The organism is Bacillus sp. Medicinal_06, assembly GCF_056711665.1.
Genome location: NZ_JBWYHD010000060.1, coordinates 1 through 677, shown reverse-complemented (window position 1 = coordinate 677; position 677 = coordinate 1). Strand labels below are relative to the sequence as shown.

Sequence of the window (677 nt, the reverse complement as noted above, 5' to 3'; positions counted from 1 at the left end):
GAAAATTTGTTCAAATGGAAGCACTATCAACCTGATATTATCTTATTAACGGTAAGATGGTACCTACGGTACAATCTAAGTTTTCGTGATTTGGTGGAAATGATGGAGGAACGAGGTTTGTCTATTGTTCACACCACTATTCAGAAGAAGCAACCCCTGATGATTGGTTGGTGAATTTTATCTTTATTAATCAATTCGGGGTACGGAAACGATTCGAAGAATAACCCGCCACATCTGAAATTTTTCCCATTTAAGGAAGGAACCTATCAGGAAATATGATAGGTTCCTATTTTATTATATAAATAATTTAGAAATATAAAATTTTATATAAGGAGTTAATTATGCCAAGCATCCAAGATACAATTTATCCTAGAATAAAAAATAATTTATCAGATCAAGATTTAGAAGAAACATATACACCGTTACATACAGAAATACAATGGGCAGAACGTAAATCTCGGGGAAGTGTACAGCAATTAGGGCTATTAGTGTTAATAAAGGTTGTGCAAAAACTAGGGTTTTTCCCTCGGTTTTTGGATATTCTTCAACCGGTTCTGTTGCAAAGTTTTGTTAAGGTTAAGTGGTGCCAACAAAAAGTTGTACATTTTATGCGATTGTTAGTAGCTCCTGTAATTCATTGTATGTCGAAAAACCGAAGTCTGAGCCAAGACTTCGGT

2 pseudogenes are annotated in these 677 nt (G+C 34.4%); both read left to right on the top strand.

The features are described 5' to 3' along the window. Positions 1 to 147: pseudogene (locus tag AC1M36_RS28445) on the top strand (IS6 family transposase); the annotation flags it as partial. A gap of 194 nt (positions 148 to 341) precedes the next feature. Next, a pseudogene (locus AC1M36_RS28440) lies at positions 342 to 545 on the top strand (DUF4158 domain-containing protein); the annotation flags it as partial. Positions 546 to 677 lie beyond the last annotated feature (132 nt).